This is a genomic window from Pseudomonas kurunegalensis, from assembly GCF_030291635.1.
GTDB lineage: Bacteria > Pseudomonadota > Gammaproteobacteria > Pseudomonadales > Pseudomonadaceae > Aquipseudomonas > Aquipseudomonas monteilii.
The window spans coordinates 192,761-217,159 of the sequence record NZ_CP127871.1 but is presented as its reverse complement, the minus strand read 5'-3'; the positions used below and the strand labels follow the sequence as shown (position 1 = coordinate 217,159).

24 protein-coding genes and 1 tRNA gene are annotated in these 24,399 nt (G+C 62.4%); 11 read left to right on the top strand and 14 right to left on the bottom strand.

From position 1 onward, the window contains the following. Positions 1 to 76 precede the first annotated feature (76 nt). Positions 77 to 991 carry a LysR family transcriptional regulator gene (locus tag QQ992_RS00885; RefSeq protein WP_286111955.1) on the top strand — a complete coding sequence of 305 codons (915 nt, stop codon included), beginning with the start codon at positions 77 to 79 and terminating at the stop codon, positions 989 to 991. Between the two features lie 114 nt (positions 992 to 1,105). Here the strand turns inward: QQ992_RS00885 and QQ992_RS00880 are convergent, their stop codons facing one another. Together QQ992_RS00880 and QQ992_RS00875 are read right to left on the bottom strand one after the other, a co-directional pair. After that, positions 1,106 to 2,011 carry a TauD/TfdA dioxygenase family protein gene (locus QQ992_RS00880; RefSeq protein WP_286111954.1) on the bottom strand — a complete coding sequence of 302 codons (906 nt, stop codon included), beginning with the start codon at positions 2,009 to 2,011 and terminating at the stop codon, positions 1,106 to 1,108. 39 nt (positions 2,012 to 2,050) lie between these two features. Then, positions 2,051 to 3,088, bottom strand: coding sequence for an ABC transporter substrate-binding protein (locus tag QQ992_RS00875; RefSeq protein ID WP_286111953.1), 1,038 nt, complete (start codon positions 3,086 to 3,088; stop codon positions 2,051 to 2,053). Between the two features lie 297 nt (positions 3,089 to 3,385). On the opposite strand from QQ992_RS00875, the gene QQ992_RS00870 reads away from it, so the two are divergent. From QQ992_RS00870 to QQ992_RS00850, 5 genes are all read left to right on the top strand, one after another. Then, on the top strand, positions 3,386 to 4,990 hold the full coding sequence (locus QQ992_RS00870; RefSeq protein WP_267898398.1) for an ABC transporter permease: 1,605 nt from the start codon (positions 3,386 to 3,388) through the stop codon (positions 4,988 to 4,990). After that, complete coding sequence (locus QQ992_RS00865; protein WP_016714424.1) at positions 4,987 to 5,847, top strand: ABC transporter ATP-binding protein; 861 nt, start codon at positions 4,987 to 4,989, stop codon at positions 5,845 to 5,847. The genes QQ992_RS00870 and QQ992_RS00865 overlap by 4 nt, the downstream gene beginning before the upstream one ends. Positions 5,848 to 5,947: 100 nt before the next feature. Further along, a tRNA-Arg gene (locus QQ992_RS00860) sits at positions 5,948 to 6,024 on the top strand. A gap of 98 nt (positions 6,025 to 6,122) precedes the next feature. After that, a protein-coding gene (locus QQ992_RS00855; RefSeq protein WP_286110958.1) for an IS3 family transposase occupies positions 6,123 to 7,342 on the top strand; the annotation gives its coding sequence in 2 pieces (ribosomal slippage) (positions 6,123 to 6,471 and positions 6,471 to 7,342; 1,221 coding nt in all). A gap of 168 nt (positions 7,343 to 7,510) precedes the next feature. Further along, complete coding sequence (locus QQ992_RS00850) at positions 7,511 to 9,241, top strand: dipeptidase (protein ID WP_286111952.1); 1,731 nt, start codon at positions 7,511 to 7,513, stop codon at positions 9,239 to 9,241. Between the two features lie 72 nt (positions 9,242 to 9,313). Here QQ992_RS00850 and QQ992_RS00845 read toward each other — a convergent pair. Next, positions 9,314 to 10,671, bottom strand: a protein-coding gene (locus QQ992_RS00845; RefSeq protein WP_286110417.1) for an IS3 family transposase whose coding sequence is annotated in 2 segments (ribosomal slippage) — positions 9,314 to 10,203 and positions 10,203 to 10,671 — 1,359 coding nt in all. Because the reading frame shifts where the segments join, the coding sequence is not laid out codon by codon here. A 242-nt stretch (positions 10,672 to 10,913) separates the two neighbouring features. Between QQ992_RS00845 and QQ992_RS00840 the strand changes: the two genes are divergently transcribed. After that, entirely contained in the window at positions 10,914 to 11,351 is a 438-nt protein-coding gene (locus tag QQ992_RS00840) for a CBS domain-containing protein (RefSeq protein WP_198749564.1), read from the top strand. Between the two features lie 6 nt (positions 11,352 to 11,357). Here QQ992_RS00840 and QQ992_RS00835 read toward each other — a convergent pair whose 3' ends face one another. The 3 genes from QQ992_RS00835 to QQ992_RS00825 all read right to left on the bottom strand — a co-directional run bounded on the left by QQ992_RS00835 (position 11,358) and on the right by QQ992_RS00825 (position 12,828). Continuing rightward, a complete protein-coding gene (locus QQ992_RS00835; protein WP_105947425.1) occupies positions 11,358 to 11,996 on the bottom strand; it encodes an NADH:ubiquinone oxidoreductase subunit N in 639 nt (212 codons plus the stop codon). 69 nt (positions 11,997 to 12,065) lie between these two features. Further along, on the bottom strand, positions 12,066 to 12,308 hold the full coding sequence (locus QQ992_RS00830) for a DUF2789 domain-containing protein (RefSeq protein ID WP_016714420.1): 243 nt from the start codon (positions 12,306 to 12,308) through the stop codon (positions 12,066 to 12,068). 61 nt (positions 12,309 to 12,369) lie between these two features. After that, the gene (locus QQ992_RS00825) at positions 12,370 to 12,828 is read right to left on the bottom strand and encodes an aminoacyl-tRNA deacylase (RefSeq protein WP_286111951.1); all 459 of its coding nucleotides are present in this window, start codon (positions 12,826 to 12,828) and stop codon (positions 12,370 to 12,372) included. Between the two features lie 98 nt (positions 12,829 to 12,926). On the opposite strand from QQ992_RS00825, the gene QQ992_RS00820 reads away from it, so the two are divergent. Together QQ992_RS00820 and QQ992_RS00815 are read left to right on the top strand one after the other, a co-directional pair. Then, on the top strand, positions 12,927 to 14,273 hold the full coding sequence (locus QQ992_RS00820) for an NfeD family protein (RefSeq protein WP_286111950.1): 1,347 nt from the start codon (positions 12,927 to 12,929) through the stop codon (positions 14,271 to 14,273). Between the two features lie 2 nt (positions 14,274 to 14,275). After that, positions 14,276 to 15,028: a slipin family protein gene (locus tag QQ992_RS00815; RefSeq protein WP_105947428.1), complete on the top strand. Its 753-nt coding sequence runs from the start codon at positions 14,276 to 14,278 to the stop codon at positions 15,026 to 15,028. Positions 15,029 to 15,058: 30 nt separating this feature from the next. On the opposite strand, the gene QQ992_RS00810 is transcribed toward QQ992_RS00815, so the two are convergent. The 3 genes from QQ992_RS00810 to QQ992_RS00800 form a co-directional block, all read right to left on the bottom strand. Further along, positions 15,059 to 15,691 carry a LysE family transporter gene (locus tag QQ992_RS00810; protein ID WP_105947429.1) on the bottom strand — a complete coding sequence of 211 codons (633 nt, stop codon included), beginning with the start codon at positions 15,689 to 15,691 and terminating at the stop codon, positions 15,059 to 15,061. Positions 15,692 to 15,770: 79 nt separating this feature from the next. After that, on the bottom strand, positions 15,771 to 16,358 hold the full coding sequence (locus QQ992_RS00805) for a mechanosensitive ion channel family protein (protein ID WP_060499459.1): 588 nt from the start codon (positions 16,356 to 16,358) through the stop codon (positions 15,771 to 15,773). Continuing rightward, positions 16,358 to 18,268 carry an ATP-binding cassette domain-containing protein gene (locus tag QQ992_RS00800; protein ID WP_028699562.1) on the bottom strand — a complete coding sequence of 637 codons (1,911 nt, stop codon included), beginning with the start codon at positions 18,266 to 18,268 and terminating at the stop codon, positions 16,358 to 16,360. Before QQ992_RS00800 ends, QQ992_RS00805 begins: the two co-directional genes overlap by 1 nt. 50 nt (positions 18,269 to 18,318) lie before the next feature. On the opposite strand from QQ992_RS00800, the gene QQ992_RS00795 reads away from it, so the two are divergent. Further along, on the top strand, positions 18,319 to 18,801 hold the full coding sequence (locus QQ992_RS00795) for a TIGR02444 family protein (protein ID WP_119368448.1): 483 nt from the start codon (positions 18,319 to 18,321) through the stop codon (positions 18,799 to 18,801). Here QQ992_RS00795 and QQ992_RS00790 read toward each other — a convergent pair. Beyond that, positions 18,777 to 19,787 (bottom strand): AlgP family protein, encoded by a 1,011-nt coding sequence (locus tag QQ992_RS00790; RefSeq protein WP_286111949.1) that lies wholly within the window; start codon positions 19,785 to 19,787, stop codon positions 18,777 to 18,779. The genes QQ992_RS00795 and QQ992_RS00790 overlap by 25 nt on opposite strands. A 179-nt stretch (positions 19,788 to 19,966) precedes the next feature. On the opposite strand from QQ992_RS00790, the gene QQ992_RS00785 reads away from it, so the two are divergent. Then, positions 19,967 to 20,605 (top strand): FKBP-type peptidyl-prolyl cis-trans isomerase, encoded by a 639-nt coding sequence (locus tag QQ992_RS00785; protein WP_286111948.1) that lies wholly within the window; start codon positions 19,967 to 19,969, stop codon positions 20,603 to 20,605. Between the two features lie 9 nt (positions 20,606 to 20,614). Here QQ992_RS00785 and rsd read toward each other — a convergent pair whose 3' ends face one another. The 4 genes from rsd to QQ992_RS00765 all read right to left on the bottom strand — a co-directional run bounded on the left by rsd (position 20,615) and on the right by QQ992_RS00765 (position 24,381). Next, the gene (rsd, locus tag QQ992_RS00780; protein WP_286111947.1) at positions 20,615 to 21,085 is read right to left on the bottom strand and encodes a sigma D regulator; all 471 of its coding nucleotides are present in this window, start codon (positions 21,083 to 21,085) and stop codon (positions 20,615 to 20,617) included. Between the two features lie 231 nt (positions 21,086 to 21,316). Next, positions 21,317 to 21,823 carry a disulfide bond formation protein B gene (locus QQ992_RS00775; RefSeq protein ID WP_286111946.1) on the bottom strand — a complete coding sequence of 169 codons (507 nt, stop codon included), beginning with the start codon at positions 21,821 to 21,823 and terminating at the stop codon, positions 21,317 to 21,319. Positions 21,824 to 22,045: 222 nt separating this feature from the next. Then, a complete protein-coding gene (locus QQ992_RS00770; protein WP_016714408.1) occupies positions 22,046 to 23,284 on the bottom strand; it encodes a heme biosynthesis protein HemY in 1,239 nt (412 codons plus the stop codon). Continuing rightward, complete coding sequence (locus tag QQ992_RS00765) at positions 23,281 to 24,381, bottom strand: uroporphyrinogen-III C-methyltransferase (RefSeq protein ID WP_286111945.1); 1,101 nt, start codon at positions 24,379 to 24,381, stop codon at positions 23,281 to 23,283. Before QQ992_RS00765 ends, QQ992_RS00770 begins: the two co-directional genes overlap by 4 nt. Positions 24,382 to 24,399: the final 18 nt, after the last annotated feature.

Genomic DNA, 24,399 nt, shown 5'->3' with positions numbered 1-24,399 from the left:
GGAATAAGTAACTCCCTTTATAAGGGGACTCACCCTTGTCAGCAATTGCATTTGACCGAAGGTTTTAATGTAGAAAATGCATATCGATCTGCGTCAGTTGCGCCACTACATCGCCCTTGTCGAGCACCGCAGTTTCGTGGCCGCTGCGGCTGCCGTGAACCTGTCGCAATCGGCGTTCAGCCGCAGCATCCAGACCCTGGAGCACAACATTGGCTGCCGCCTGGTGGACCGCGCCAGCAAGGAGCTGGCGCCCACCCGCCAAGGCTTGTTGGTGCTGGAGCATTCGCGGCGGCTGGTGCATGGGGCGCACAACCTGGTCAACGAAATCCACCAGTTCAACGGCGCCACCACGGGCGTGGTGCGCTTCGGTTCCGGCCCGGCGCCAGCCGGAGGGTTGGTGCCACGGGCGGTGGCGCGCTTCGTGGCCGAGTACCCGGCGGCGCGCACCTGCTTCCAGGTGGACAACTGGCAGGCGCTGAACCGCAAGCTGGTTGCCGAAGAGATCGAGTTCTTTGTTGCCGACACCCGCCAGTTCGAGTCCGACCCGGATTACCAGGTGCACAAGCTGGCCCCGCAACGCTGGCATTTCTGCTGCCGCGCCGGGCACCCGCTGACCGAACAGGAGAGCGTGCAGGCGCGTGACCTGTTCGACTACCCGCTGGCCACGACCTTCAGGCCGCCGAATATCCGCAAAATCCTCAGCGACCTGAGCGGGCGGCAGGACTTCCTGCCATCGGTGGAGTGCGAGCATGGCTATGCGTTGCTGAATGTGGTGATGCATTCGGACACCATCGGCATTGCCTGCAATGCCAATTTGCGGCCGTATGAGATGGAGCGGGGGCTGGTGGCGTTGAAGCTGGCGGACCTGACAGCGGAGCAGGAGGAGACGTTCTATACCCGTTATGGGGTGGTGAGCCGGGTGGGGTATGGCTTGTCGCCGCTGGCTCAGGGGCTGGTCAGGCAGCTTATTGCCTGTGATACCGAGTTGTAGCTGGCGGGGGCTTTGCCCCCGTTTCGCGACACAAGGCCGCTCCTACAGGGGTACGCGATCGCCTGTAGGAGCGGCCTTGTGTCGCGAAAGGGCCGCAAAGCGGCCCCGGCGATATCAGCCTTTACGCGTAGTCCGACTCAACTGCCCATCCACCCCCACCGGCACCTCACCCGCCAACGTCACCCTGCGCACTACTCGTGGCTGAGTCCCATAGTCATCCACCGCATAGTGCTGCGTCGCCCGGTTATCCCAGATCGCAACATCCCCCGCCTGCCAGCGCCAGCGCACGGTGTTCTCCAGGCGCGTCACATGCCCCTGCAACACCGCAAACAGGTGCTGTGAATCCGCCAGCGAATAGCCCTTGATGCGCTTCACGAAATGCCCCAGTTGCAGCGCCCGCTCGCCACTGATCGGGTGCACACGCACCACCGGGTGCTCGGTCTCGTAAACGGTCGATGTGAATACCTTGCGATAGCGCTCCAGCTTGGCCGGGTCCACATCGGGCTTGATGCTGGCGTAGTCATATTCGTTGCTGTGCACCGCCCACAGCTTGTCGGCCAGCTCACGCAGCGGCTCGGGCAACTCCTGATAGGCCGCAGCGGTGTTGGCCCACACGGTATCACCACCCGATGTCGGCGCCACCACGCTGCGCAGGATCGAGGCCTTGGGGTAGGCGTCGACGAAGGTCACGTCGGTGTGCCAGGAGTTTGCCCGCTGGCCTTCGGCGCCATCGAGTTGCAGCAGGTAGCTGGTGCCGTCCACCACCGGCACGGTGGGGTGGGCTACCGGCTCGCCAAGCAGCTTGGCGAAGGCTTCCTGGCTCTGGTCATCCAGGTGGGTCTGGCCACGGAAGAAGATCACCTTGTGCTTCACCAGCGCCGCCTGAATGGCGTCCAGGGTGGCGGCATCGAGGTCGGCAGACAGTCGCACACCGCGAATTTCGGCGCCGATACGGCCGGCAACCGGGTGAATGTCGAGGTCGAGGGTTTGTGGCGCGGTGGCCAGGGCGGCATTGCTCATGGTCGTGGTCCTTACGGTCATTGTCGGGTTTTTGAAGGTTCAGCGGGCGGCCTGCACGGCCTGTTCCTGTTTCAGCGCGGCATCGAGAAAGCGCGGTTCGATCCAGTCGGCAACCTGGAAGCCACGGCGGATAAGCCGCTCCTTGGCTGCCAGGTCGACGCCCTGCTGCAACTGGCCGACGAATTCGGCGTCCAGGCGTGGGTCGAAGTAGTGGGCGAGGTCTTCCTTGGCCAGGTCATCGCTGAGGATGCTGCGTGGCCAGTTGGCGTTGTTGGCCACCAGGTTGATGTAGGCGTCGCGGTTATGTTCGTCACGCAACCAGGTACTGGCCTGCTCCTGGACGTTGACCAGGCGCTGGACCAGTTCGGGGTACTTGCGGATGAAGTCACCCGTGCCCAGCAGCACTGCCTGGGTGCTACCGGCGCCTTCGAGGTCCCGCGAGTTGACCGGCAGCTCGACCAGCCCGCGTTCACGCAGCGACAGCAGGTTGGACAGGCCCCAGGTGGCGTCGATCTGCTTGGCCGCCAGCGCAGCGTTGGCGGCGTTGAAGTCCAGGTTGATCACTTTCAGCTCACGCTCGGTCAGCCCTTGGCTGGCCAGGGCGCTGGCGAACGACAGCTGGTTGGCTGTGCCGCGGAACACCGCTACGCGCTTGCCCTTGAGGTCGTGCAGGGTCTTGATGCCAGAGCCAGGCACCACGCCCAGGTAGCTCTTGACCCCACGCACGCCCGCCGTCAACACGCGGGTATCCAGGCCATTGGCCTTGCCAACGATCGCAGCCAGGTCACCCAGGTACGCAAAGTCAGCCTGGCCGTTGGCCAACGCCTCGTTCACCACAGGGCCGGCCCCCTTGAAGAAGTGCCAGTCGATGCGGATGCCATCCTTGGCGAATTCCTTCTCCAGCAACTGCTGGTCACGCAATACATCGACTACGCCGCCCGCGCTGGGCTTGCTGCCGGCGCTGAGGTCGGGTACGGCGATGCGGATGCTTTCAGGCTTGGCTGGCTCGGTCGCATGGGCGCTGAGGGTGAATGCCAGCCCAAGGGCGGTGATCAGGTGGCGCAACGGGGTTTTCATGGCAAGGCTCCTTGGCAGGCTGCCACCGGCGATGGCCGGCGCTTTGGCCAGAAGCTAGGCAGGTCTGGTTAGAACCTACAAAGATCAAAACTTCATTTTTTAGTAACTGAAAGGCATAAATTAGGCGGCATGCGGGCCTGCGACAGGCTTGCGAAAAGCGCATGGAAAATATGAGGAAAACGCAACGGCGGGGGGCTTCCGTATGCAGGGGACGCATGCTCTTATCTCTTGAAATGTGCTTTTGAGAATTTCTAATTCCATAAGTGAATAACATAACAACGCTTTGAGAGATGGCCGATGAATGGAGTTCTGAGCAGGAATCGGGGGGGGCCGCTACGCGGCCCATTCGCGGCGCAAGGCCGCTCCCACAGGGTCCGCGTCTTCTCCGCAAAGCGGGTTCTGTCGTGGGTGTTGCCTGTGGCAATTGCACTGCTGTGGGTGATAGCCAGCCGGCAGCACTGGATGAGCGAGCAGATTCTGCCGGCGCCAGCGCTGGTGTGGCAGAGCGCAGTGGAGTTCGGCTCCGGTGAGCTTTGGGGGCACCTGTGGATAAGCTTGCAACGCTTGTTCTGGGGGCTGGCGGTAGGTATCGGCAGCGGCTTGCTGCTGGGCGTATGGCTGGGCGCTTCGCAGCGGGCACAGACACTGGTGCTGCCAACCTTCGTGGCACTGGCACAGATTCCTACGCTGGCCTGGATTCCGTTGTTCATGCTGTTCTTCGGCATCGGCGAGTTGTTGAAGCTCGTGGTGCTGGTAAAGGCCGTGGTGGTTCCCGTCACCTTGCACACGCTGGTAGGTGTGCGCGATGCCCAGCCCAAACTGCGTGAAGCCGCGTTGGCCCTGCGCTTGCCCCGGCACTTGCTGTTTCTGCGCCTGCTGCTACCGGCTGCCCTGCCCGCGTTTCTCACCGGCGTGCGCCTTGCCCTTGCCACCGGTTGGACCTCGCTGCTGGCAGTCGAGTTGCTGGCCTCCAGCGAAGGGATCGGCTACCTGATGGTGTGGGGTCGGCAGCTGTTCATGCTCGACCTTGTGCTGCTGTGCATCCTGGTGATCGGCCTGGTCGGTGCCGTGCTGGAGCGCAGCTTCTCGGCCCTGGAAAAGCACGTGCTGTTCTGGCCACAACCGGCCACCGGCGAACAGCAGCGCGGGCCAGTGCCACGGGGCTGGCAAAGCCTGCTGCTGCCACTGGCACTGCTGGCAGTGTGGCAAGCCAGCAGCAGCTTTGGCTGGGTTGACCCGAACATTCTCACCTCACCTCTTGAGGTACTGCGCACGCTGCTGGTCGGTTTGGCCGATGGGTCGCTGCCGCAGGCCTTGCTGCTGAGCCTGGAACGCACCCTCACCGGCCTGCTGCTGGGGGGTGGCGCCGGCCTGCTGACCGGGTTGCTGCTAGGGCTTTCAAACCACGCAGAACGCCTTTTCGGGCCAAGCCTTTCAGCTTTGCGCCAGGTGGCGCTGTTCGCCTGGGTGCCGCTGCTCACCGCCTGGTTCGGCCTGGGTGAAGGGGCCAAGCACGTTTTCGTAGGCCTGGCCGCGTTCTTCCCGTTGCTGATCGCTACCCAGCGGGGTATCGCCAGCCTCTCGCCACAGCTGGGCGAAGCCGCCCGCACGCTGCGCCTGAACCTGTGGCAACGCTTGCGTCTGCTGGTACTGCCCGGTGCGGCCCCGGCGATTTTCGCCGGCCTGCGCCTGTCGCTGATCTACGCCTGGCTGGGCACCATCGGCGCCGAATACTTCATGCCTTCGGACGGCGGTATCGCCAGCCTGATGATCGGCGCCCAGCAACTGTTCCGCATGGACCAGGTAATGGCCGCCATGGTCCTGATCGGCCTGGTCGGCGCCCTGCTCGGCAACCTTGGACAACGCCTCGAATCGCGCGCCACGCGCTGGAGAACCGCATGAACGCCTTCAACACCTCGCACCTGCACGCGGCCAACCAGCCCGACACCACCCCGCCCCTGGTCAGCTTCGAAGGGGTCGGCAAGGTGTTCACCGTTGACGGCCAACCGTTCGAGGCCATCCGCAACTTCAACCTGTCGATCAACGAAGGCGAGTTCATCGCCATTGTCGGCGCATCCGGTTGTGGCAAGTCCACCTTGCTGCGCTTGCTGGTTGGGCTGGATACCGACTACAGCGGCAGCATTCGCGTCGACGGCCATACCGTCAAAGGCATTGGTGGTGAGCGCGGCATCGTGTTCCAGGAGCATCGTCTGTTCCCATGGCTGACCGTGGAACAGAACATTGCCCTGGGCCTGGTCAATGAGTCGCTGACGCAAGGTGAACGTGCGCGGCGCGTGCATGAGTTCGTGCAACTGGTGGGGCTGGTGGGCTTCGAATCGGCTTACCCGCACCAGCTGTCCGGCGGCATGGCACAGCGCGTGGCTATCGCCCGTGGCCTGGTCGCCAGCCCTCGGATCCTGCTGCTCGACGAGCCATTCGGCGCGCTGGATGCGCTGACCCGCCAGCAACTGCAGGACGAGTTGCTGGCCATTCGCGAACGTGCCGGCATCACCACCTTGCTGGTCACCCACGATGCCGAAGAGGCGACGTACCTGGCGGACCGGGTCGTGGTGCTGGAGCCACGCCCGGGCAGGATCAAGTCGGTGGTGGAAATCGACCTGCCGCACCCCCGGTTGCGCACAGGCGTTGCACTGCATGGCCTGCGCGAGAAGGTGCTGCACCAGATTACGGGAACTGGCGGTTACCTGCCGCCAGTACGTCGCGTGGAAGGGCTAAGGCCAGAACTGATCGCGCTCTGATCGGGCTAAACGCCCAGCCGGAGTGACTTGGCAGGTAAAAACAGCTACAGATCAAGGCGATGGACGCCACCGATTCAGATGGGTATCATGCGTGCGCGTTGCACTCGTAGCTCAGCTGGATAGAGTACTGCCCTCCGAAGGCAGGGGTCGTGGGTTCGAATCCCGCCGAGTGCGCCATATCAAAAAAGCCCTGGGCCTGACCGGGGCTTTTTCGTTTGTGCTGTCCCGTCCTGAATAAGGTTTACACCTCTCATCCCGATTTTCCGGAGAGCTAGATGGAGCAAGGTGTAAAGCGCACACAGCGAGATTACTCGCTGTCTTTTAAATTGGCCGTCGTTGATCAGATCGAAAAAGGCGAGCTGACCTACAAGCAGGCTCAGGTGCGGTATGGCATCCAGGGTCGCTCGACGGTTCTGGTATGGTTGCGTAAGCATGGTCGGCAGGATTGGAGCCAAGGGGCGTCGATCCGGGCCGAGAGGAGCTGCGCGATGTCCGACCCTAAAACGCTCACTCCAGAGCAGCGGATCAAAGAGCTTGAGCAGCAGCTTGAGCTGATGAGCCAGAAGGCTCAGTTCTTCGAGACCGTCGTTGATGTCCTGAAAAATGACTACGGTGTATCAGTCGTAAAAAAGCGATCCGGCAAGTCCTCTCGCAAGGTCAAGTCGCAGGACTGAGCATTGCCAGGGCTTGTCAGTTTCTAGGCATTAGCCGGCAGGCTTACTACAAGCGCAATCGAGCTGCTGATGGCAAAGATCGCCAGGCAGATCGGGTTGTCGAGGTTGTTCAACAAATCCGGATGCGTCAGCCACGGCTAGGCACACGGAAGCTGCACTATCTGCTGCATTGCCAGCCTGATAGGCGAGTCCAGGTTGGTCGAGACCGACTATTTCAGGTTTTGGGAGAGCGCCGCTTGCTGGTGCTACCCAAGCGGGCGTATCACAAGACAACACAAAGCTTTCATCACTTCTACCGCCATCCGAACCTACTCAAACCGGGCCCGAATCAGGTTATCCCGTCAGGGCCGGAGCACGTTTGGGTCGCGGACATTACCTACCTGCCAGCTAGTAGCGGCCCGTTGTACCTAAGCCTGGTAACGGATGCGTACTCCAGAAAAATTGTTGGTCACCACGTACACGAAAGCCTGCACGCCGAGTCAGTTGCGCAAGCCTTCAGACAGGCTCTGCGCAAGCGGCGGCATCGCCAGCCACTGGTCCATCACTCGGACCGCGGCATCCAATATTGCTCGGCGCTGTACCAGTCACTGCATGCGCGGCACGGAGTCCAATGCTCGATGACTGATGGATATGACTGCTACCAGAACGCGTTAGCCGAACGCATTAACGGAATCCTCAAAACAGAACTGCTGCTGAGTAACCCTGAAAACCTGGAGCAGGCAAGGAAGATGGTTGATGAGGCAGTGCAAATCTACAACACAGAGCGGCCCCACATGGCCCTGAAAAACAAAACGCCCGATGCGGTGCATCGGGCGTTTTGAGGCCTATCGGCCTACCTGAACAGGTGTAAACCTATTTCAGGACTAGACATGCGACATGTCGCGTTTCTGGCACTCCCGTGCCACGGGTCATTGGTGTTAGCGTGGGCGTCTTCCCGTTTTTCGAACGGGTAACCCACAACAATGATTGGCGAAGGAATGCACGCAACCATGCACCTGAAAAAACTCACCGCCACCACCCTGCTGCTGGCCAGCATCGGCCTGTTCACCCAGCCGGCCCAGGCCAACCTCACCCAGCAGCAGTCCGCTGCCATCGTCAAAACCTTCGACGGCAGCAACCCAAGCGATTTCAAGCAGTTCCTCGGCAAGCTCAAAGGCAGTGACCTGGCCAAGGCCGACAACCTTGAAGCTACCCTCGACGCCTACCTGGCCGGCAAGCCACTGGCCGCCGAGCAGCAAGACGAGATCAACCGCCTGCTTGGCCTGTATACCCGCATCAAGTATGGCAAGGCCGCCACCGAAACCCTGCGTGAGCTGGTGGCCATCCCCACCTTCAATGTCGAGGGTACGCCGCAGTACCAGAACCCTGAGTTCCTCAAGATTGCCGACAAGATCAAAGCCCTGGCCGACAGTTTTGGCCTGGCCTTCCGCAACATCGACAACCGGGTGTACGAGATTTCGCTCGGCAGCGGCAAGGAAGTGATCGGCATCCATGCCCATGCCGACGTCGTGCCGGTCAACCCGGACAACTGGAAGCTGGCCGACGGCACACGCCTGGACCCGTTCAAGGTCACCCTGGTTGGCGACCGCATGTACGGCCGTGGTACCGAAGACGACAAGAACGGCATCGTGGTGGCGATGTACGCGCTGAAAGTGGCCAAGGACGAGAACCTGCCGCTGGCCCGGCAGTTCAAGCTGTTGATCGACACCACCGAAGAAACCAGCGGTGACGCCATCCCCTACTACTTCGAGCGCAACCCCACCCCCGACTACAACCTGGCCCTCGACGGCGGCTACCCGGTGGTAATCGCCGAGAAAGGCTACGGCACGGTCATGGCCAGCTTCAGCAAACGGGCGGGCACTGGCAAGGGCGCAGAAATCGTCAACCTGACTGGCGGCCTGGCCACCAACCAGATCCCGACCACCTCGGTAGCGACCGTGGCTTCAGACAACCCGACGCAGTTGGCCAAACAGTTGCAGCAAGCCGGTGCCAAGTACGTGAAGCAGCATGGCGGCGACTTCAGCATCGACGCCAAAGCTGAGGGCAACAACGTGCTGCTCACGGTGACCGGTGTTTCCGCCCACTCTTCAGAGCCGGAGTCCGGGGTGAACCCGGTGGCCCGTATGCTCGACTTCATCAACGGCGTGGGCAAGCAGCTACCGCTCAAGCACAACCACTTCACCGACGCCGCCCGCTATGCTGCCGACAACTGGGGCCTGGACTACCTGGGCAACAAACTCGGCGTGGCGTTCAAGGACGCATTCATGGGCCCGCTGACTGCTTCGCTGACGTTTGTCGGGGTGGATGACAAAGGCCTGAAACTGGCGGTGAACCTGCGTATTCCGAAGGGCAAGCCAATCGCCACGATCAAGGACGAACTGGCTGACAAACTGGGCAAGTGGACCCGCCAAAGCCACACCTCGGTAGCCTTCGACTACAGCCTGGACGAGCCGATGTACCGCAACCCCGAAGGCGAATGGGTCAAGGCCCTGCTCGCGGTGGCCACCGAGAACCTGGGCATGAAGCATGAGTTCGGCACCTCAGCCGGCGCAACCTCGGTGCACGACCTGCCCAACGGTGTGCAGTTCGGCCTGGCCATGCCGGATGTGAAATACACCGGGCACAACGACAACGAGTTCAAGACGGTGGAGCAGTTCATGCTGGACCTGCAGATCGTGAGCGAGATGGTGGCGCGCCTTGGGCAGATGCCTAAGCTTTGATTGGCTGTACTGGCCTCTTCGCGGGTAAACCCGCTCCCACAGGGTGGACTGCCCCCGAAAAGTTGGACAGTTTCAGCTAGCAGCCGCAGCATGGGTCCTGTATTTCACAGGGCTCATGCCATTGAGCTTTAGCTTGATGCGGTCATGGTTGTAGTAGTGGATGTACTCATCCAGACCAGCTTTCAGTTCTTCAACGCTCTCGAAGCGCTTCGGGTAGAAAAACTCGGACTTAAGCGTACCAAAAAAGCTCTCCATAGCCGCATTATCCAGGCAGTTTCCTTTGCGTGACATGCTCTGCTTCAGCCCTTGCTCTGCCAGCTTGTGGCGGTACTGCGAGTGTTGGTAGTGCCAGCCTTGATCTGAGTGAAGCACCAGTTTCGGCTTGTTTCCCAGGCGCTCGAAGGCCTTGTCCAGCATGTTGGTAACCAGCCCAAGGCACGGCCTGCTGGCCACTTCGTAGGCCACGATTTCGGCGTTGTACAAGTCCATCACAGGGGAGAGATAGATCTTTTCCTGAGCCACTTTGAACTCGGTAACATCGGTCACCCACTTCTGATTCGGGCGCTGCGCGAGGAAGTTTCGCTCCAGCAGGTTGGGCGCGATGGTGCCGACAACCCCCTTGTACGACCGGTACTTTTTTGGCCGTACTAGTGAGCGAAGATCAAGCTCGACCATCAAACGCTCCACCACCTTCTTGTTAACCAAGGTGCCGCCATTGCGGATCACGATTGCAACGCGCCGGTAACCGTATAGCCCTTTTTCCTCGTGATAGACACGCTGAATCATCTGCTTCAGAGCAGCATGCTTGTCAGGTTTGGCCTGCGCTTGAAGCTGGTAATAAAACGTACTGCGTGGCAGATCCGCCAACTGTAGAACGGCGGCCAAGGGAAACCGGTCCTTGAGCGCCGAGACGATCAGGGCTTTTTGGGCTGCCTTCGTTCCTGCTTCTTCAGTTCTTCCAGCTTTTTTAGGTAGGCGTTCTCCATGCGCAGCCACTCAAGCTCGGCCAGCAACTGGTCGCGGCTTTTCTCTGTGTCATCGGAAGTCGTAGGTTTGATGGGATAAGGCTTTTTCGGCATGGCAGCAGGTTTTCTTTTCTTGGGAGCAGGCAGTGCAGGGTCACCACTGTAGTGTTGCCGCGCCCAAATGCCTACCTGCGAGGACTGGCCGAGACCGAAATGGGCGGCGGTCTGACGCAAGGAAAGCTGATGCTTGTGCATGTACTCAAGGACTGAGCACTTGTAGGTCGCACTGTACCGCTGGCCTATTTTGCGCAGACTGAACTGTCCATGTTTCTGGAAGCTTGAGACCCAGCGCCGCAGCAGGCTGAAATCCACGGAAAATCGGCGGGCTACTGTTCGGAAGCCTTCACCACTCTCCAAGTAAGCCTGAACGGCAGTAAGCTTGAATTGGTCTGAATACTTGCTCATGTGGACACCCCAAGAAATTGGATTGGTGTCCAACTTCTTGGGGGCAGTCCAGGGATCGCACAGATTTCGAAGGCGGTGTAGTTCCTGTGGGAGCGGCTTCAGCCGCGAAGAGGCCGGAACAGGCGATCACCCATGACGTTTTTCAATCGACTCCATGCCGTTTCCTGCATTGCCGTGCAGAGCGCCGTGCCGGATGCTTTAGTTACTCCGAGACAGCGCTTTTTTCACCCGCAGAGGCCCGTATGAAGACCGTCGAACAAATCCTCAAGACCAAGTCCCAGCACCAGACCGTGTACACCATCGGCCCGGATGACTCGGTGCTCGACGCCCTGAAAATGCTGGCGGAGAAAAACGTCGGTGCGCTGCCCGTGGTCGAGGGCAACCAGGTGGTGGGTATCGTCAGTGAACGGGACTATGCGCGCAAACTGGTACTGAAGGGCCGCTCGTCCGCCGCCACCCCTGTGCGCGAAATCATGAGCGCTCCGGTGGTTACCGTAGAACCGAAGCAGAACCTTGAGTACTGCATGAACCTGATGACCAACCGCCACCTGCGCCACCTGCCGGTGGTCAGCAATGGCGAACTGCTGGGCCTGCTGTCGATCGGTGACCTGGTCAAGGAAACCATCGCCGAACAGGCCAGCCTGATCCTGCAACTGGAGCAGTACATCCGCGGTGAATGATGCCCCTCAATGGTAGGCGCGCTCCAGCTCGTCCAGCTGATGGTCGAAGCTGCGCAGGCGCGCCGACCAGGTGTACACCAGCACCTCAAGGTCTCGGTTGAGCACGGCTGTATTGCCATGGCCACTGCAGGTGGGCTCGCCCAGGTCCAGCTGGTAGCGTTCACGGGCCATGGCCTGGGCCACGCTGGACAGGTCGCGGGCGTTGGCCAGCCAGTGGTGATGGTGGTCATGGATTTCACGGTCCAGTGCTCGGCACTGGCGCTTCAGGGCATCCAGGCTCTGCTCCAGCGGCGTGCCCTTGAGCTCGCCCATGACCTCTTCGAACGTACGCCCCGAATGCCAGTAACTGCCCCAGAAGTAGCGGTCGAATACCGTTTCGACGCGGCGTAGCGCCACCTTGGTGTTCCAGATGGTCAGCAACGTTCGCCCCTGAATCACTTCACGCTTGTTCAGGTGCAACTGCTGCCAGGCAATCCAGGTCAGCGCCACCAGTGCAACCGCCACAGTGACTGCGGCAGCGGCATACAGGAAATGCACTGCCTGGTTCATCTGCTGCGTCTGCCTGATGCCGTAGAAGTAACTGGCCGTCAGGGTGCCCAGGATCGTCACGGAGCACCAGAAGCCTGGTGCGTAGGGATCTTTCATCGCGCTATCCCCTTATTGTTTTCCTGAGCATAGCAACGGCCAATCACTCGTCAGGTGCCGCTCGGCGCTTTATTTTCGGGGGCGGCGCAACGCTTCGTTGAGTTGATCGAAAGGCTCCGCCCAATCGGCATCCTCAATGATGCTGTCCTTGAGAAAGGCACGCTGAGAGTCGGTCCAGAACGGCGCATCCACCAGCTTGATTTCGTTCTTCAGCGGTGAATGGCTGGTGATGAACTGATCGATACTCTTGGGATCGTCGGGCAGGCCCAGCTGTTTGAACAGGTCGGCAAAGCGATGAATCGGCGCTTCCATGGTTCCTCCTCGGTGCCAGGCAAGCCGTCCACGACGCCCGCCTGGCAGTGGTGTGAAAACATCAGCACAGCTCGCGCACTTCGGCGTGCGGCACCAGTTTCATGTACTGCTCCATGCTCATGTGGATCAAGTGATCGTGGTCACCCGCCTCCAGGTAGACATCGCCTTGGCGGGTAAGGCTCGGGTCGAGCAGCATTTTTATCTGGTAGGCATCACCAAGGGCCGGCACGGCGCCGCACTCGCAGTCACTGAACAGGCTAGGCAAGCCGCTTTCCCGGGTGAGTTGCCAGGCCCCGGACATGCGCACCTTGGTCATGTCCAGGTGCCGGTTGGCCGGTAGCACGGCCATGATGTAGTTGCCATGACGGTCATCGAGCATCACCGACTTGGCGACCCGCTCGGCGGGCACGCCGGCCGTACGGGCCGACTCCAGGCTGGTGGCCGAATGGGGATGGGGAATGATGTCGTAATCGCAGTTGGCCTTGTCCAGGCGGGCCTGCAGGGTTTTAGCCATACGCATGATGCACCTCCGGTTTCGCCCCCCAATCTCCAATTTTAGGCCTGGCAGCGGCAGGCAGGGCTAAACTTGTGCAATAGAGGCAAACGAGGTGACGACAGGTGATCGCCCGCTGCTGGCGCTGGCTGTTGCTGCTGTTGCTGCTTGGCATTACGCCCGGCGGTCAAGCAGCGCCCGGCGCAGTGTGGGTGCTGGGCATCGACGATGCCATCGGCCCTGCCAGCGCCGATTACCTGGTACGCAGCCTCGACCAGGCCCAGGCGCAGGGCGCGCAGCTGGTGGTCATCCGCATGGATACCCCAGGCGGGCTGGACAGCGCCATGCGCCAGATGATCAAGGCGATTCTCGCCAGCCCCGTGCCAGTGGCCACCTACGTTGCGCCCAGCGGTGCCCGCGCCGCCAGCGCTGGCACCTATATCCTCTACGCCAGCCATGTTGCCGCAATGGCGCCCGGGACCAACCTGGGCGCCGCCACCCCCGTACAGATCGGCGGCCCCCCAGGTTCACCCAAGGACGACAAGACCAAGGGCAGCGATGATGAAACCCTGGCACGCAAGCAGGTCAACGACGCTGCGGCCTACATCCGCAGCCTGGCGCAACTGCGTGGCCGCAATGCCGAGTGGGCGGAGAAGGCCGTGCGCGAGGCCGTCAGCCTGCCCGCCAGCGAAGCCTTGCGGCTGAATGTGATCGACCTGATAGCCGATGACCTGCCCGACCTTTTGCGCAAGCTGGATGGCAAAACGCTGCAGGTCGCCGGCCAACCGCACCCGCTGCAGACTGTCGGCGCCAGCCTGGTCGAGCACCTGCCGGACTGGCGCACACGGGTGCTGGCCGTGATTACCAATCCCGGCGTTGCACTGATCCTGATCATGATCGGCGTGTACGGCCTGTTGTTCGAGTTCATGAACCCCGGCTCTACGGTGGGCGGTGTGGTCGGCGGCATTTGCCTGCTGCTGGCGTTGTATGCCCTGCAACTGCTACCGGTGAGTTTCGCCGGGATGGCGCTGATCCTGCTGGGCATCGCCTTCATGATCGCCGAAGCCTTCCTGCCCAGCTTCGGCGTGGTCGGCTTTGGCGGCATCGTCGCCTTCGTGGTCGGCGCGTTGATCCTGATCGACACCGATGCCCCAGGCTTCGGTATCCCGCTGACCTTGATCGGTACCTTGGCCGTGCTCTCGGCGCTGCTGATCGGTGGCGTGCTGGGCATGGCCCTGAAGGCACGACGGCGGGCGCTGGTGAGCGGCGACGCCGGTTTGGTCGGCAGCCTGGCCAGCGTCACCCAGGTGATGCCAGGCAACCCGTTCTGTGGCGTGGTGCTGGCCCAGGGCGAGCAATGGCAAGTGCAGTGTGCAACGCCACTGCAAGCTGGCCAGAACGTGCGGGTGACCGCGCGCCATGGCGTGATGCTGGAAGTGAGCGCCGCCACGCCTGCGGCGCAAGGAGAATGAGCATGTTCATGCAAGTGGGTTTCGGCGCGGTGCTGATCGTGTTGACGATGCTGTTGCTATCGGCGTTTCGCATCCTGCGCGAATACGAGCGGGGCGTGGTGTTCCAGCTGGGCCGCTTCTGGCAGGTCAAAGGGCCGGGGCTGATCCTGCTGATCCCGGTGGTCCAGCAGATGGTACGGGTCGACCTGCGCACCGTGGTGCTGGATGTGCCACCGCAGGACGTGATCACACGCGACAACGTCTCGGTCAAGGTCAACGCGGTGGTGTACTTCCGCGTGCTCGATCCGCAGAAGGCGATTATCCAGGTCGAGGATTTTCTGGTGGCGACCAGCCAGTTGGCCCAGACCACATTGCGCGCGGTGCTGGGCAAGCATGAACTGGACGAGTTGCTGGCCGAACGCGAGCAGTTGAATCTGGACATCCGCCAGGTGCTGGATGCGCAGACCGATGCCTGGGGCATCAAGGTGGCCAATGTCGAGATCAAGCATGTCGACCTGAACGAGTCGATGGTGCGTGCCATCGCCCGCCAGGCCGAGGCCGAACGTGAACGGCGGGCCAAGGTCATTCATGCCGAAGGCGAGTTGCAGGCGTCGGAGAAGCTGATGCAGGCGGCACAGATGCTGAGCAAGGAGCCGGGGGCGATGCAGTTGCGCTACATGCAGACGCTGGGGACGATTGCCGGGGACAAGAGCTCGACCATTGTCTTCCCGTTGCCGGTGGATCTGCTCAAGGGATTGGTGGACAAACAGAAATAGCTGGGGCCTCTACAAGGCCCCAGCTGGCTATCAGAGAGGTGCGCGGCGCAACGTGGCCAGGAAGGTGGCCGCCCCAATGAACAACCCGGCAAAGGTACGGTTCAGGCGCTTCTGCTGTTTGGGCGTACGCAGCAGACGCAACACCCGCGAAGCCAACCCGGTGTAGCCCGCCATCACCAACATGTCCACACTGATCATGGTCACGGTGATCGCCACATATTGCGGCAGCAGCGGCGCATGCGGGTTGAGGAACTGCGGCAGCACCGCCAGCATGAACACCAGTGCCTTGGGGTTGCTGACGTTGACCAGGAAACCGCGGAACACCAGGCTCAGCGGTTTGCCGATCGGGCGCACGCCAGACTCATCGGCCATGTCCATCGGCAAGGCACGCCATTGCTTGTAGGCCAGGTAGACGAGGTAAGCGACGCCAAACCATTTGATGATCTGGAAGGCCGTGGCCGAGGCGGCAAGGATGGCACCGACGCCGGCGGCGATGATGGCGATCTGTACGATCAGGCCCAGTTGCAGGCCCAAGGCATTCCAGTAACCACGCCAGAAGCCGTATTGCAGGCCGCTGGACATCGAGGCAATCGCCCCGGCACCGGGTGAAAGGCTGATCACCCAACAGGCGGCAAAGAAGCCCAGCCATACTTCCATCGACATCACACACCTCGCTCGAACATATGTTGCAAAACGTTAAGCTAAGGCGTTGGTGAAAAAATAACCAGCAAATTCTTCAGGTTTAATCTGCCTCGACCGTCGGATCTTTGTGCATCGCCTGCACTTCAGCCCCGCGCCAGCGCCGCACCGACTTCTGGAAGAACTGGCTATTGGGCACCTGCACCAGCGCCCCACCCGCCTCGGGCAGCTCCATCAGCGTGGTGAACAGCAGGTTGATGGCGATCACCCGGCCTTTTACGCCCGGCTTGTCCAGGGTATCGACCAGCTCGACCACATCGCCGATGCGAAACGGCCCCACCGTGAAAATCAGCACCGCGCACAACAGGTTGGACAGCACGCTCCACATGGCGAAGAAGGCCACTGCCGCCACCGCGACGAAGCCGGACAGTGCAGTCCACAGCACCGTTGCGGAAACGCCCAGCCGCTCCAGCACGAACAACAGCGCGCTGCCCATGATCAGCCAGCGCAAGCCGCCCCGCACCGGCACCAGCAGCTCCGGTGGCAGCGGGTAACGCTGACCCAGGCGGCTCAACCCGCGGGCGACGATACGCTGCAGGACGAAGGCTGCCACCAGGATCAACAGGATCTGCAAGCCCAGCCAGAAGGTGTCCATCCATTGCCCTGGCAGCAGCGAACGCAGCTCCTCCATCAGGACAGCGCCTCGAGCTCGGCCTGCATGCCCTCCAGCGTTTCCAGCGCTTCCATCCAGGCTTCTTCCAGCTCACCTTCGCGTTGTTTGAGCTTGGTCTGGCGCGCCAGAAGGTCACGCAGCTCATCCTTGCGCGCGGCCTCGTAGAGGCCACCGTCGCCCAATGCGGTCTCGATCTCGGCCAGTTGCGCATGCACCTGGTTCAGCTCGGTTTCCAGCTTGTCGGCGGCCTTCTTGTGCGGGGCAAGCTGCTGACGCAAAGCGGCGGCCGCCTGGCGTTGGGCTTTTTTGTCGGTCTTGTCCGGGTTGACCGGGGCGCTACTGGCCGGCGCACTGCGCTGGCGGTACTCGACCAGCCAGCGGCTGTAGTCGTCCAGGTCACCGTCGAAGGCGTCCACCTTGCCATCGGCCACCAGCAGGAAGTCGTCGGTGGTGCTCTTGAGCAAATGTCGATCGTGGGATACCACCACCACGGCACCGGCGAACTCCTGCAAGGCCATGGTCAGCGCCAGGCGCATTTCCAGGTCGAGGTGGTTGGTCGGTTCGTCGAGCAGCAGCAGGTTCGGCCGTTCCCAGGCGATCAGCGCCAGCGCCAGGCGGGCCTTTTCGCCACCGGAGAAGTTCACGACCGGCTCGTCACAACGAGCGCCATGGAAGTCGAAACCGCCGAGGAAGTCGCGCAGGGTCTGCTCACGCTCGGTGGGCGCGATGCGCTGCAGGTGCAGCAGCGGGCTGGCCTTGTCGTCCAGCGAGTCGAGCTGGTGCTGGGCGAAGTAGCCAACGGCCAGGTTCTCGCCCCGTACCAGGCGGCCAGACAACGGTTCCAGCTCACCCGCAAGGTTCTTGATCAGCGTCGACTTGCCCGCGCCGTTAGGGCCAAGCAAACCGATACGCGCGCCTGGGGTGAGCTGCAACTTGACCTTGTCGAGGATGGCCTTGTCGCCATACCCCAGCCGGCCTTCGGACAGGCTCAGCAACGGGCTGGAGATTTTCTGCGACTCGCGGAAGACGAAGTCGAACGGCGAATCCACATGCGCCGCCGACAGCTCTTCCATGCGCTCCAGGGCCTTGATCCGGCTTTGCGCCTGGCGAGCCTTGGTGGCCTGGGCCTTGAAGCGGGCGATGTATTTTTCCATGTGCGCGCGCTGCGCCTGCTGCTTCTCGTAGGCTTGCTGCTGCTGCGCCAGGCGCTCGGCACGGGTGCGCTCGAAGGCGGTATAGCCGCCTTTGTACAAGTTCAGCTTGCGTTGCTCGACGTGCAGCACATGGTCGACCACAGCGTCGAGGAAGTCGCGGTCGTGGGAGATCAGTAGCAGCGTGCCAGGGTAGCCCTTGAGCCAGTCTTCCAGCCACAGGATGGCGTCCAGGTCGAGGTGGTTGGTGGGCTCGTCGAGCAGCAGCAGGTCGGACGGGCACATCAGCGCCTGAGCCAGGTTCAGGCGCATCCGCCAGCCACCTGAGAAGTCGCCGACGCGGCGATCCATCTGCTCGTTGGTGAAGCCCAGGCCGGCCAGCAGCTTGCGCGCGCGGGCATCGGCGGTATAGCCGTCGGCGCTTTCCAGCTCACTGTGCAGGCGCGCCAGGGCAGTGCCGTCGTGGGCCTGCTCGGCGGCGGCCAGTTCAGCCTGGACCTTGCGCAGGCGCACGTCGCCGTCGAGCACATAGTCCACGGCCAGGCGGTCGAGGGTATCGACCTCCTGGCGCATGTGGGCGATGCGCCAGTCACCGGGCAGTTGGCAGTCACCGGCATCGGGTGACAGCTCACCGCGCAGCAAGGCGAACAGGCTGGATTTTCCGGCACCGTTGGCGCCGATCAGGCCGGCCTTGTGACCGGCGTGCAGGGTCATCTCGGCGCCTTCTAGCAAGCGCTGCGGACCACGCTGTAAAGTGAGGTTGGATAGTCTGATCATGATGGTCGCGGAGTCTACCAGCTTCCTCGGCCCATAGCGCGAGTGGAACCATGCACACCGACCTGTGGAATCACGCCCTGGCCCTCTATGCCAGGCCCGGCGCGGAAGCGGCCTGCCTTGAGCTACAGGCACTGGGTGGCGATGTCTGCCTGCTGTTGTGCGCAACCTGGCTGCAAGCGCGAGGCGTGGCGGTACTGGATGAGCGCGTGCAGGCGTTAACCGAAATAGCCGGGGCCTGGCAGCGTGACGTGGTCGCCCCGTTACGCTGCCTTCGCCAACAATGGCGAACGGCGGCATCGGGTGATGCGCAACTGGCGGCGTTGCGTGAACAAGTGAAGGGGCTGGAGTTGCAGGCCGAAAAGACCTTGCTTGAGCGTTTGCAGGAGCGCTCGCGACAGTGGCCCACGGACTCGCATGGGCTCACGGACGACTGGCTGGCCCGGCTGGCGCCGGAGCCTGCCCGCCGCCACGACGCGCTGGATCAGTTGCGCGCCGCAGCGGCTACGCTTCAGGACGCCGAAGACGGCGCCTGAGCCGGGGTGCTGGCGGGTGTCGACGATGCTACCGAAGCAGCCGGGGTGGCCGAGTTGGTTGCAGCAGCCGGGGTGCTGGCGGCAGGCGTAGCCGGTTTGGCTTCGGCTGGTTTGCTGGCAACAGGTTTGGCGGCCCTGCGTGCCGGAGCTTTGGCGGCAGCTGGTTTCGCGGCTGGCTTGGCTGCGGGTTTGGCAGCAGCAGTCGCTTTGGCAGCTGGCTTCGCCGCAGGCTTGGCTGCAGCAGTCGCTTTGGCAGCTGGCTTCGCCGCAGGCTTGGCTGCAGCAGCCGCTTTGGCAGCTGGCTTCGCGGCAGGCTTGGCAGCAGCGGTCGCTTTGGCGGCTGGCTTCGCGGCTGGCTTGGCAGCAGCGGTCGCTTTGGCGGCTGGCTTCGCGGCAGGCTTGGCAGCAGCGGTCGCCCTGGCAGCGGGCTTCGCGGCTGGCTTGGCAGCAGCGGTCGCTTTGACAGCTGGCTTCGCGGCAGGCTTGGCAGCAGCGGTCGCTTTGGCAGCTGGCTTCGCGGCAGGCTTGGCAGCAGCAGCGGTTCTGGCAGCTGGCTTGGCAGCCGCTGGTTTGGTGGTTTTGGCAGCACGCGAATCCAGCGCCTTGGCTGCTGCTTCGCGAACCTTGCCTACACCCTGGGCCAGCTTGAGGCTGTCTTGAGCGTCACGCTTGAGTTGCTGAATATAAGAGCGGGTCTGGGTTTGACGTTCCTTGAGGGAATCGAGCAGTTCTTCAAGTTCGCCAATGGCTTTTTGCGCTTTGGTCTGTGCCTTGGCTTTACCTGCCTTGGCCGCATCCTGCAATTTCAGGCGACCGTTGTGCAGTTTTTCCTGCGCTTTGCCACGCTGCTTTTCCAACTTGGCCAGCAGTTTTTCCGCATCAGCCAGCGCTTGCGAGCAGGCATCTTCCAAGTGTTCGAGCAGGCTGCCCGAAAGTTGCTGGAGCAGGTGTAACGGCGTACTTACTGGCTTCTTTTTGGCCGACATGGTTTACCTCCTGGCTGACGAGATTGCGGCTCATACTATGCTTCTGCTGCTACCGCCGCTAGGGCATGTTGACCGTAATAGTGACGCCGCGTTGCATGCCTGGGCAAAGTTGTTATCTTGCAGCTGCGTGAAAGTGTAGTTGCTGAATTAATCATTGCTGATCTTTGGGAGCCAGGGTGTTGCCTCGATATCTTGTATTAGGTTTATGCCTGCTGGCCCCCATCGCCATGGCCGACAGTGACGAGCACGACCTGGCCTACAGCCTGGGCGCAAGCCTGGGCGAGCGGTTACGCCAAGAGATGCCGGGCTTGCAACTGGATGCACTGGTCGAAGGCCTGAAGCAGTCCTATCAGGGCCAACCACTGAAGCTGGACAAGGCACGCATGCAGGCCGTGCTCCAGCAGCATGAAGCACAGGCAGGTGATGCCGACACGCAGAAACTGCGGGCAGCCGAAACACGCTTCATGGCCAATGAGCGTGGACGTTATGGTGTGCACGAACTACCGGAGGGTGTGCTGTACAGTGAACTGCAGGCAGGCACGGGCGCGCAACCCAAAGCAGGCGGCAAAGTGCAGGTTCGCTATGTGGGCAGGCTGCCGGATGGCTCGGTGTTCGACCAGAACCAGACACCCCAGTGGTTCAGCCTGGATTCGGTGATCGAAGGGTGGCAGGTGGCCGTGCCGCAGATGCACGCTGGCGCCAAATGGCGCCTGGTGATTCCTTCAGCGCAGGCCTACGGCGCCGAAGGAGCGGGTGACCTGATCGCACCCTATACACCTCTGGTATTCGAGATCGAGCTGCTGGCGGTTGGCGACTGACGCCAACCTTCAGGCCTGGACAGCGCCCTCTTCCTTGTGCGCGGTGTGCAGCACTTCGATCAGGCAGTCTTCGAGTTCGAAGCGCTCGTGCAGCAAGGCGCCCAACTTCGCCAGCTTCTCGGCGAATCGTTCCGGGTCCGAGCACTCGGCCTTTGCACAATGGTCGTTGAAGGCCAGCGCAATCTGGGTGCTGTCATCAATACGGGGATTGATCTGCGTAGCCAGCTCCAGGCCGCGCGTATCGCCAAACGCCTTGGCTTCGCTGACCAATTGTTCGCTGACCTCGAAGTGCCACGCCGAAACGTAGTCGACAAGGAGTGCGCAGAAGTCCCCGTGCGTATCCTTGTCGGCGAAGGCCGGCTTCACATCGCGCAGGGCGCGGAAAGCCTGCACCAGTTCCTGGCGCTCCTCCAGCCAACGGTCGATCAGCTTGTGAACCCCACCCCAGCGTTCCTGAGCATTCTGACAACTATCGAGCATGGCGATCTCTTCCCTTCTGGGTAGATGCCGCTGCACCTCGCACCACGACCGCGCAGCACAAAGGTGACATCAGCAGGACGGCATCGAGCAGTTGTGTTTTCGGTATACGTGCTGCGAGATTATTCCCGCGCGTGCTGCCCATCAAGGTACGCAGAGCACAAAGTTCATACAAGTGTTTAATACCCCGTTACATCGCCATTGGTCGCACTCATGACGCAACCTTGCGCCAGGTCAGTTTATTGCCAGGGTGCGGAAACGATACGCCAGCAGGCAACTCAAGGGCAGCGCCGCCAGCAGCAGGAAGGCCAGCAGGCTCCACTCGGGCAGTGTCAGGTCGAGAAAGCTCCAGGTCAGCGAGTTGCAATCCGGGCCACCCAGCAACAGTTGCCGCGCCGCCTCGCCCCAGGATTGCTCGAACACCCGCCCAATCGGCACCGGGCATACATGCATGACCGCACCAGCGCCCTGCAACCAGACATGCCGCGCCGCCAGCAACGCACCGGCCAGCGAGCAGCCCAGCGTCGCCCGCGCGTACTGGCGGATGCCCTGCAAGCCTGGCGCCTGCAGCACAGCCCCCAGGCACAGCAACGCGTACGCCGCGAGCAGCAAACGCTGGCTGAAGCACAAGGGGCACGGCACCAGCCCTGGCATGTTTTCCAGTTGGAAAGACGCAGCCAGCACCGCCAGTGCGGCCAGGCAGGCAGGAAGGAAAAAGGAGCGCAAACGGGCCGGCAGCATGGGCGGTGAAGGTCCCGGGGAAGATGGAGTGGCTTGAAACGGTAGAGGAAAGACGCGCTTTGTTTCAAGGCGCGACAGCAACGACAAGTCGCTGAATCGTGTAGGAAATTTCCAGAGTGGCGGTAGGAGGTGACTGAAGAAATGGATTGCAGCGCCAACGTGCAGGCGTAGATAAATTACCAACCCCCAAAGCCCGCACCTTGGCGCGGGCTTTGGGGTGGGTCAGGCGCGCACGCCTTCTGGCAACGGCAGGGCCAGCAGGCGCTCGTCCAGCAGGCCGAGGCCCTCCTGGAACAGCTGATTGCTGCGTTCGGTCTCGCCCAGGCCAGCAAGCAGGCGGGCCAGCTCGGCACATGCCTCGGGGTTGCGCTCCATGCGCAGGCTGCTTTCCAGATAGTCACGTGCCTTGCCCCACAGGCGGTTCTGCAGGCTCAGGCGGCCCAGGGTCAGCAGCAGGCTGGCGTCTTGCGGATGAGCCTTGAGCCAGCCTTCGGCGGTTTGCAGCTGGCGCGCCGGGTCATCACCGCGCACCAACCCGTACAAGCGGGCCAGGTGGCTTTCGTAGTCACGCTTGAGCGCAGTGCGCAGCACCTGTTCGGCCTCGCTCTGCGCGCCCACCTGGCGCAATTGCTCGGCGTATGCCAGCACCAGCTGTGGCTCCTGACGCTGGGCTGCGGTCAATTGCTGCCACGCTCGCTCCAGGGCCTGACGCGCACTTTGTGCGTCTTCGCCACGGGTGGTGGCCAGGCTCAGGTTCTGACCCCAGGCGCGTTGTTCAAGGGCAGCCAGCTCGGCGGGCGGCAGCACCTTGCCCTTGCGTAAGTCGGGCAAAAGGCGGATGAGGGCCGACCAGTCACCACGTTCCAGGTGCAGGCGTTGCAGCAGGCGCAGCACCTGGGTGTTGTGCGGGTGACGTTCCTGCATGGCCAGCAGGGTTTCCAGGGCCCCGTCACTTTCGCCACGGTCCATCTGCAACTGGGCATGCGTCAGGGCAATGGCCAGTTCCGCTTGCGGCTGGCGCTCCAGCGCCCGCTCCAGCAGGTTGTCGCTGTCTTCGGTGCGTCCTTGCTCGTTGGCGGCACGCGCTGCACCAAGGTAATACAGCAGCGGTTGACGCTCGGCCTCGGCGGCACGGTGCAAGTGGCGCTGGGCGCTGGCCCAGCGGCCTTCGGCGAGGTCCAGCTGGCCCTGTTCGATGGCCACGCGAATGCGCCGGCTACGGTTGCGCCGCGACCACGGGTTGACCACGCCGCTGGAGGTCAGCACCAGGCCAACCAGGTAACGCAACAGCCACAGCAGTGCGACCACGGCCAGGAGGCCGGCCAAGGCCGCCCACAGCCCCGACTGATAGCGGAAGCCACCATAGGAAATCAGCACGTAGCCGCTGTGCTTGGCGACTGCGATCCCCAACGCCGCAGCGACCACGATCGCCAGCACAGCCAGCAGGTAGACACGCTTCATGGCTTGCCCCCTTCAGCCTCGGCCGGCAGGTGGCGGCGCTGAATGTAGGCCTGCACGGCCGCCAGGCTCTCGCTGAGGTCGGGGGTAACCACCGACACCGGCTGATCGGCCAGGGCATTCAGGCTGTCGAGCATGGCCTTGCTTTGTGGGTTGTCGGCGTTGAAGTTGGCCAACAGTACGCTGCGGGCATCGTCCAGCGCCTGGGTGTAAACCTTGGCATCACCATTGAGTGCGGCCCACTGGGCCTGCTCGATGGTCAGGCTCAGGGCCAGGCGCAGCTGGTTCAGCTGCTGCCCGGCCAGCAACGGCCGCACGTTGTCATCGGCATTGAAGTCGATCTGGAAGTACTTGGAGATTTCTGCCCACCACTGCGACAGGCGACTGGCACCATCACCGTCGGCAGTCAGGGCGCCGAGTGCATCGGCGTTGCTGGTGAACTCGGGGGACTGGGCACTGAGCTGCTGCACCAGCTCGCGCTGAGCGGCCAGCTTCAGGAACAGGCCGGTACGGTCTGGCTGCTGGGTGCTGTTGAGCGTGGCCAGGCTGCGTGCCAGTTGTTCGCGGGCGGCGAAGGCACCTGGGTCGCTCTGTTCGCGCAGAATTTCGTCAGCGCCCTCGACCAGGGCCTTGGCGCTGGTGATGTCCTGTAGCGCCGACAAGCGCAGGGTGGCCAGGCGCAGCAAGTGCTCGGCCTCGGCCAGGCGCCATTCCTTGCGGCTCTCGCCAAGTACGGTTTCCAGACGCTGGCTGAGGCGCTGCTGGTCACCTTGCAATTGCGCCACCAGACGGCGGCGGTCTTCCAGCTCGCTGGCAGCCGGCAGGCTGGCCAGTTGCGCGCTGATTTGCTGTTCGCGTTGTTGCAGGGCTTCGGCGCGCTGGTTCAGCGCTTCGATGTGCTGGCCCTGGTTGAACTCACTGCCTTGCAGTTGGCGTACCTGCCAGACACCCCAGCCACCTACCGCCACCCCGGCTGCACCCAGCAGCAAGGCCAGCGCTGCCAGGCCACTGCCGGAGCGCTTGGCGGGTGGGGCGGTGACGGGTTCCGACGGCGCCTGTGCCGACGGCTGATCGTTATTGGACAAGACAGTCTCGCTCACGTATCCATCCTTTGCATG

Excerpts from the sequence above, each read along its gene's own strand:
- QQ992_RS00810 (WP_105947429.1), bottom strand. The coding sequence starts at position 15,691 with ATGTCGATGGAAGTATGGCTGGGCTTCTTTGCCGCCTGTTGGGTGATC.
- QQ992_RS00865 (WP_016714424.1), top strand. The coding sequence starts at position 4,987 with ATGAACGCCTTCAACACCTCGCACCTGCACGCGGCCAACCAGCCCGAC.
- QQ992_RS00835 (WP_105947425.1), bottom strand. The coding sequence starts at position 11,996 with ATGAAAGATCCCTACGCACCAGGCTTCTGGTGCTCCGTGACGATCCTG.
- QQ992_RS00800 (WP_028699562.1), bottom strand. The coding sequence starts at position 18,268 with ATGATCAGACTATCCAACCTCACTTTACAGCGTGGTCCGCAGCGCTTG.
- QQ992_RS00825 (WP_286111951.1), bottom strand. The coding sequence starts at position 12,828 with ATGCGTATGGCTAAAACCCTGCAGGCCCGCCTGGACAAGGCCAACTGC.
- QQ992_RS00840 (WP_198749564.1), top strand. The coding sequence starts at position 10,914 with ATGAAGACCGTCGAACAAATCCTCAAGACCAAGTCCCAGCACCAGACC.
- QQ992_RS00795 (WP_119368448.1), top strand. The coding sequence starts at position 18,319 with ATGCACACCGACCTGTGGAATCACGCCCTGGCCCTCTATGCCAGGCCC.
- QQ992_RS00815 (WP_105947428.1), top strand. The coding sequence starts at position 14,276 with ATGTTCATGCAAGTGGGTTTCGGCGCGGTGCTGATCGTGTTGACGATG.
- QQ992_RS00770 (WP_016714408.1), bottom strand. The coding sequence starts at position 23,284 with ATGAAGCGTGTCTACCTGCTGGCTGTGCTGGCGATCGTGGTCGCTGCG.
- QQ992_RS00805 (WP_060499459.1), bottom strand. The coding sequence starts at position 16,358 with ATGGAGGAGCTGCGTTCGCTGCTGCCAGGGCAATGGATGGACACCTTC.
- QQ992_RS00870 (WP_267898398.1), top strand. The coding sequence starts at position 3,386 with ATGAATGGAGTTCTGAGCAGGAATCGGGGGGGGCCGCTACGCGGCCCA.
- QQ992_RS00830 (WP_016714420.1), bottom strand. The coding sequence starts at position 12,308 with ATGGAAGCGCCGATTCATCGCTTTGCCGACCTGTTCAAACAGCTGGGC.
- QQ992_RS00880 (WP_286111954.1), bottom strand. The coding sequence starts at position 2,011 with ATGAGCAATGCCGCCCTGGCCACCGCGCCACAAACCCTCGACCTCGAC.
- QQ992_RS00790 (WP_286111949.1), bottom strand. The coding sequence starts at position 19,787 with ATGTCGGCCAAAAAGAAGCCAGTAAGTACGCCGTTACACCTGCTCCAG.
- QQ992_RS00875 (WP_286111953.1), bottom strand. The coding sequence starts at position 3,088 with ATGAAAACCCCGTTGCGCCACCTGATCACCGCCCTTGGGCTGGCATTC.
- QQ992_RS00885 (WP_286111955.1), top strand. The coding sequence starts at position 77 with ATGCATATCGATCTGCGTCAGTTGCGCCACTACATCGCCCTTGTCGAG.
- QQ992_RS00850 (WP_286111952.1), top strand. The coding sequence starts at position 7,511 with ATGCACCTGAAAAAACTCACCGCCACCACCCTGCTGCTGGCCAGCATC.
- rsd (WP_286111947.1), bottom strand. The coding sequence starts at position 21,085 with ATGCTCGATAGTTGTCAGAATGCTCAGGAACGCTGGGGTGGGGTTCAC.
- QQ992_RS00775 (WP_286111946.1), bottom strand. The coding sequence starts at position 21,823 with ATGCTGCCGGCCCGTTTGCGCTCCTTTTTCCTTCCTGCCTGCCTGGCC.